The following is a 6,591-nucleotide window of genomic DNA, read 5'->3' on the forward strand; positions in this document are numbered from 1 at the left end:
GCACTCCACGCGCCGGCCGGCGGGCCGGCCGGCGCGTGGAGTGCGGCGGGGGCCGCGCAGAATATGGGGGACGGTTACCCATGTGGGGGTGCGGCGGGTCTGCGACCTTCTTTCCCGTGACTGAGACCGCCAGCCTCCCGACTCCCCGGAGCACCGACCTCCCGCCCTCGTGGTGGGCGCCGGCGCTGTCCCTCGCGGAACGGCTCGCCGCACCCGGTCTTCCCGGGGCGCCCGCCGAAGCCGCCGCCGTGCCCGCCCCGTGGGTCGCCGGGGACGCCGAGGGTTTCGCCCTGCGGCTGGCCCACCTCGGCGTGGCCGGCGCCACCGCCGCGGCGCTGGCCGCCGAGTCCGCCGAGCGGCTGGCCGGCCGCGCCGCCAAGCCCGACTGGGCGTGGTACGCCGAAGCCGCCCTGGCGGACGCCGCGGAGGAGCCGGCGGGGCCGGCCCGCGGGGGCGAGGGACCCGACGCCTTCGCTCCGGTCGTGCGGCCGATCGTCGCCTTCGCCACCGCGCGGCTGGCCGAGCTGCTGCCCGCGGCCGCGGAGGGCGAACCGGCCGTGTGGCGTGACGCGTTCGCGCGGCGGCTGACGCACCAGCTGGTCCGTCAGGCGGCGCGGACCCTGGTCCACGAACTCGACACGGCGCGGCGCGCCGGACGGCTGGCCGGCGCCGGCGCGCACGAGCGGTTCGACGCCTTCGTCGCCGCCACGGGCACCCGCCGGGGTCTCGGGGCCCTGTTCGCCGCCTACCCGGTACTGGCCCGGATGCTCGCGCGGACCGCGCTGGACGCGACCGCGGCCACCGCCGAGCTGGCGGCCCGCTTCACGGCCGACCGGGAGGACCTGACCGCCGGGCTTCTCGGCGGACGCGACCCGGGACCGCTCACCGGGGTGGACCTCGGCCGCGGGGACGCCCACCAGGGCAACCGGTCCGTCGCGATCCTGCGTTTCGCCGGCGGGCGGCTGGTCTACAAGCCGCGGCCGCTCGGCCAGCACGCCCTCCTCGACGACCTGGTGGGCTGGCTCAACGCCAAGGTGCCCGGGCTGGGCCTGCGCACCCCGCGCAGTCTGCGCCGCGAGGCGTACGGCTGGCTGGAGTTCGTCGAGCACCGCTGGTGCCGGTCGGTGACCGAGGCCGACGCCTTCTACCGGCGCCAGGGCGCGCTGCTGGCCCTGCTGTACGCGGTGGACGGCGCCGACATGCACTACGAGAACGTCATCGCCTGCGGTGACCAGCCGGTCCTGGTGGACGCCGAGACGCTGCTGCACACCGGGCTCGCGCAGTCCATGACGGCGGGCGCCGACCCGGCGGCGGACGCGCTGCAGGCGTCCGTGCACCGCACCTGCCTGCTGCCGCACCTGCTGATCGGGGAGCACGGGGCCCTGGACATCTCCGCGCTCGGCCGGTCCACCGACGGCACCTACCCGAGCGAGGGCCTGCACTGGCGGGACAGCGGCCTGGACACCATGCGGGCCGTGCGCGGTCCCCTGCTCAGCCCTGCGGCGCACAACCAGCCGCTGCCCGCCGGCCGCCTCCTGGAGGGCGCCGACCACCGGGCCGCGCTGCTGGAGGGCTTCCGCGCCGCGTACGCGGCGCTCGCCGCCGACGGTCATGAACTGCTGGGCGAGGAAGGCCCGTTGGTGTCCGGCGCGGACCGTCCCGCCCGGCTCATCGCCCGCGCCACCCGCCTGTACGCGGCACTGCTGGAGGAGTCGACCCACCCGTCGCTGCTCGGCGACGCGCTCGCCCGGGAGGGCGTCTTCGCGGTGCTGTGGACGGAGTCCGAGCACGACGAGGCCCGCCGGCGGCTGATCGAGCACGAGACGGCGGCGCTGTGGCGCGGGGACGTCCCGCTGTTCACGCACCGGCCGTCGGGGACCGCGGTGCGGGCCGACGACGGCACGTGGCTGCCCGGCGTGCTGCCGGTGGCGGGCCTCGCCTCGGTGCGGGGAAAGATCGCCCGGATGGACGAGGTCGACTGCCACGACCAGGAGTGGATCATCACGGCCACGATCGCGGCGCGGGGCGCGGGGTCCCCTCTGCGGCGTCCGCGGTCCGAGCTGGCGGTGGGGCCGGTGCCGGCCGTCGCGCCCGACGCGTCCCGGCTGCTCGCCGCCGCGTGCGGGATCGCCGACGAACTCGCCGCCCGCGCGGTCCGCGACGGCGGCCGGACCAACTGGCTCGGTCTGGAAAGGGTGTCCGGCCCGCACTGGGCGGTGCTGCCGATGGGCGCCGGACTCGCTCAGGGCTACTGCGGAGTGGCGCTGTTCCTGGCGCACACGGACGCGCTGGCCGGAGCGGGCCGGTACGCCGCGCTCGCCCGGGAGGCGGTCCGCCCGCTGCCCGCCCTGCTGAAGGCCCTGGCGGACGATCCCGAGCTGAGCGCGGCGGCCGGGCCCGGCGCGTACGACGGTCTCGGCGGCATCGTGTACGCGGTGCTGCGGCTGTCGGCGCTGCTCGGCCCGGGGCCGGCGGACTGCCTGCCGGACGCGCTCACCGCCCTCGGACACGCCGCGTCCGCCTCGTCCGAGCCGGGGTTCGCCGGCGGTACGGCCGGAGCGCTGACCGCCGCCGTCGCCGTGCACGAGGCGACCGGTGCCCCGGCGGCGCTGGGGCTGGCGGACGTCCTGGCGGACCGGCTGCTCGGCGCGGTGACCGGCGCGGACGGGAGCGTGCCGTCCGGTGCCGGCGGGCCAGGACGCCCGAACGGCCTCCCCGCCGGTTTCGCCGACGGTGCCGCGGGCATCGCCTGGGCCCTGCTGCGGTACGCCGCCCGCCGCTCCCGGGACACCGCCGCGCACACGGCCGCCGCCCGGACGCTGCTGGACACCGTGCTGCGGGACGCCGGGACGGCCCCCGCGGACGCGTCGTGGTCCAGGGGGCTCGCCGGAGCGTCGGCCGTCGCCGCCCACGTCTCCCCCGCGCCCGGCCTGCCCGGCGCCGCGGTCCGGCCGGCGGACACCGGCGTCCGTCCCGACCTCAGCCTCGGACAGGGCACGCTCGGCACGCTGGAAGCCCTGGCCGTGCACGCCGGGCTGGGCGACCCGGCCGCCGCCGACGCGCTCACCCGGCACGCCGGCCGGGCACTCGCCCTCGTCGAGGCGCGGAGCCACCGCTGCGCCACCCCCGACCACGTTCCCTCCCCCGGGCTGCTCGACGGACTGTCCGGCATCGGGTACGGGCTGCTCCGCCTCGCCCACCCCGGCACCGTTCCGTCCGTCCTGCTCCTGTCCCACCCCGACCACTGAGACCGGCAAGACGCCCCGGAACCACGGCACTTCCACCTCCACCCCGTACACGCCGTACGAACACCAGAAGGGGACCACCGATGGACCAGCACCTGACCACCACCGCCGCCGACTCCGTCCCGAACACCGCCGAGGAGCAGGACGCGGCGGGCGGGATCACGCTCACCGGCCGCAACCGCGCCTGCGCCCGCGCCCGCGTCCTGGCCGGGATGGTCCTGACCAGCGGCATCGTCATCACGCTGACCTCGCTGGACACCTCGGTCTCCGCACCGAACTGACCCCTCGCGGTCGTCACTTCGCGTGATGGCGCGGGCCCGCCGGGCGGGCCCGCGCCGCGGTGCGTCCGGCACCGGCCTCCGGCACGGCATCCGCCCGCTCCGGGCCGGGGCCGGGCGGTGTGACGGTGCGTAGCCTGCGCCGATGCGATCTGTCACAGATTCCGACATCCTGATTATCATCTGCGTCCATGCGTTCCCATGCGCCTTCCCTCGTCGGGCGGGACCCTCAGATCGGCCTGCTCGAAAGCGCCTTGACCCGGGCGAGACAGGGACGCGGCGGTGTCGTCTTCCTGGTCGGCGAGGCCGGGGTGGGCAAGTCACGGCTCGCGGCGGAGGCCGTGGGCGGCGCGCTCGGCTCCGGGATGCGGGTGCTGCGGGGCCGCAGCAGCACCACCGGGCCGGCGGTGCCGTTCCGTCCGCTCACCGAGGCGCTGATGCCGCTGTTCCGCGGCGGCGAGCCCCTGGACGACGCGGCCCTCGGCCCGTACCGGCCGGTCCTCGGGCGGCTGATACCCGAGTGGGACACCGGGGAGCGCGAGAGCAGCTCCATGGTGATCCTGGGCGAGGCGGTGCTGCGCCTGCTGCTGGCCGCCGGGCGCGGACAGGGCCAGTTGCTGCTGCTGGAGGACCTGCACGACGCCGACCCCGAGACGCTCGGCGTCCTCGAGTACCTGGTGGACAACCTGGAGTACACGCCGGTCCTGCTGCTGGCCACCGTCCGGACCGATTTCAGCGACGCGCTGGACCTGGCGCAGTCCGCCCGCCGCCGGGGCACCGCCGCCCTCGCGGAACTGCCGCCGCTGACCCGGCCCCAGGTGGAGGAGATGACGGCGGCACACCTGGGGGCGGACGGTCCGCACGAGGTGCCGCCGGCGGTCCTGGACCGCCTGTGGGAGGACAGCGCGGGCAGTCCCTACCTGGTCGAGGAACTGCTGCAGTCCATGATCGGGGCGGGCACCCTGGTGCAGGGCACCGACGGCTGGCGCGCGGTGGGCGACCTGCGGCGTGACGTCTCCTCCACGCTGGCCCGGGGCATCCTGCGCCGCATCGACCGGCTGGGCGCGCAGGGCCTGACCCTGCTGTCGGCCGCCGCCGTGCTGGGCCGCCGCTTCCCGCTCACCGTGCTCCAGCGCATGACCGGTGCCGACGACCGGACCCTGCTGAGCCATCTGCACGCGGGCGTCGCCGCCCGGCTGGTCATCCCCGACGAGCCCGCCCCCGACTGGTACTCCTTCCGCCACTCCCCCACCGTCGAGGCCCTGTTCACGCAGATGACGCCGGGTCAGCGGGCGGAGCTGGCACGGCGGGGCGCGCGGGCCGTCGAGGAACTGCACCCGGACCTCGAGGGCGACTGGTGCGCGCTGGCCGCCGGTCTGCGCTGCGAGGCCGGGGACCGGGTGGAGGCGGGACTGCTCTACGCGGACGCCGGCGGGCGGGCCCTGGCGGCGGGTGCCCTGGGCTCGGCCGTGACGCTGCTCGGCCGGGCCGAGGAGCTGCTGGCCGGGGCCGGCGATCCGCAGGCCCGTGCCTCGGTGCTGGAGAACCTGCTGCCCGCGCTCGCGGAGGCCGGTGACTTCGCCCGCGCCTTCGACCTGGCCGAGGACCTGCACGCGCTGGGCGGGGCCGGGCTGAGCGCCGTACGACTGGCCACGCTGCACACCCGGCTGGCCAAGGTGGCGCACACGGCGGGCCGGTGGAGCGACGGCAACCGGCAGATCGTCCGGGCCCGCGAGGTCCTGGCGGCGGCTCCGGACGAGGCGGCGACCGCGGCCGTCGACGTCACGGCCGCCTACCTCGCACTGGACACCCCGGGTCCGGACCGCACCCAGCACGCGGAGAAGCTGGCCCGCTCCGCGGTGGACACCGCCGAGCGGCACGGCCTGCCGGTCGTCGTCTGCCAGGCGCGGGAGCTGCTGGCCACCGTCGCCCGCGAGCGGGACCCGGAGGAGTCCGCGGACATGCTCCGGCAGGCGCTGGAGACGGCGGAGCGGCACCGGCTGCCCCTGCAGCGCATGTACGCGGCCACCCGCATGAGCGGCAACGCCTGGCTCGCCGAGGGCGACACCTCCGGCCTGCTGGCGGCACGGGAGGAGGCGCTGCGGCTCGGCTCGGTGAACATCGTGCACACGGTGGACGGCATCCTGGTCCTGGACGCGGTGCTGCGCGGCGACCACGAGGCCGCGCGGTCGGCCGCGGCGGACTGCCTGGCGGTGGCGCGGCGGCTGCGCCTGGCGCCCGTCGTGCGGTACGTCCTGATGGCGCGGGCGGCCCTGGAGGCGCACCGCGCGGACCGGGCGGCGATGGAGGCGGCGCTGGCGACGTTCACCGAGTGGGACGGCGCGGGCTCGCAGGAGGAGCCGCTCAGTCTCGGTCTGGCCCGCGCCTTCTGCGCGCTGCTGGAGGAGGACCGCGACCTGGCGCGCGCCGAACTGCGGGCGGTGCAGGCGCTGGAGGCGGGCAACCCCTCGACCTACCACCTCGGCGGCACCCACGGCCTGGTCCTGCTGCTGGACGTGCTCGCCGGTGACGCGGACCGGGCCCGGCACGAGGAGACCACCGCCACCGCGATGGCGCGGATGCGGTGGAACCGCCAGTTCGTGCTGCTCGCCGACGCCGTGCTGCTGGGCCGGGAGGGCGCGGGGCCGCGCGCGGCGGCGGCGGTGCAGTCGGCGCTGGCGGCGGCGGAACCGTATCCGCTCGCCCGCCACCTGGGGCTGCGGCTGGTCGCGGAGGCGGCGCACCAGGACGGCTGGGGCGATGCGGTGGGCTGGCTGCGGCAGGCCGAGCACTACTTCCACGAGCGGGACGTCGCGGCCGTCACCGGTGCCTGCCGGGCGGCGCTGCGCCGCTTCGGCGCCCCGGTGCACCAGCACCGCTCCGGCACCCGCTCGATCCCGCGGGAACTGCGCGCCCAGGGCGTGACCGTACGGGAGTTCGACGTGTTCCGGCTGCTCGCGGAGCGGCTCAGCAACAAGGACATCGCCGACCGGCTGTTCATCTCGCCCCGCACGGCGGAGAAGCACATCGCGAGCCTCATCGCCAAGACCGGGGCGGCCAACCGCGCG

The 6,591-nt window shown here is 77.0% G+C and carries 3 protein-coding genes; all 3 read left to right on the forward strand.

Annotated elements, in window-relative coordinates:
* Positions 1–116 precede the first annotated feature (116 nt).
* Positions 117–3,248: a type 2 lanthipeptide synthetase LanM family protein gene (locus tag B7L92_RS37195; protein ID WP_255311331.1), complete on the forward strand. Its 3,132-nt coding sequence runs from the start codon at positions 117–119 to the stop codon at positions 3,246–3,248.
* A gap of 80 nt (positions 3,249–3,328) precedes the next feature.
* Complete coding sequence (locus B7L92_RS37200) at positions 3,329–3,526, forward strand: hypothetical protein (RefSeq protein ID WP_081241544.1); 198 nt, start codon at positions 3,329–3,331, stop codon at positions 3,524–3,526.
* Positions 3,527–3,714: 188 nt separating this feature from the next.
* Positions 3,715–6,591 (forward strand): helix-turn-helix transcriptional regulator (locus B7L92_RS37205; protein WP_081241545.1); only part of this gene is annotated, 2,877 nt, incomplete at its 3' end.

Origin of the sequence: Streptomyces viridosporus (assembly GCF_002078235.1) — a bacterium.
GTDB classification, from domain to species: Bacteria; Actinomycetota; Actinomycetes; order Streptomycetales; family Streptomycetaceae; genus Streptomyces; species Streptomyces viridosporus.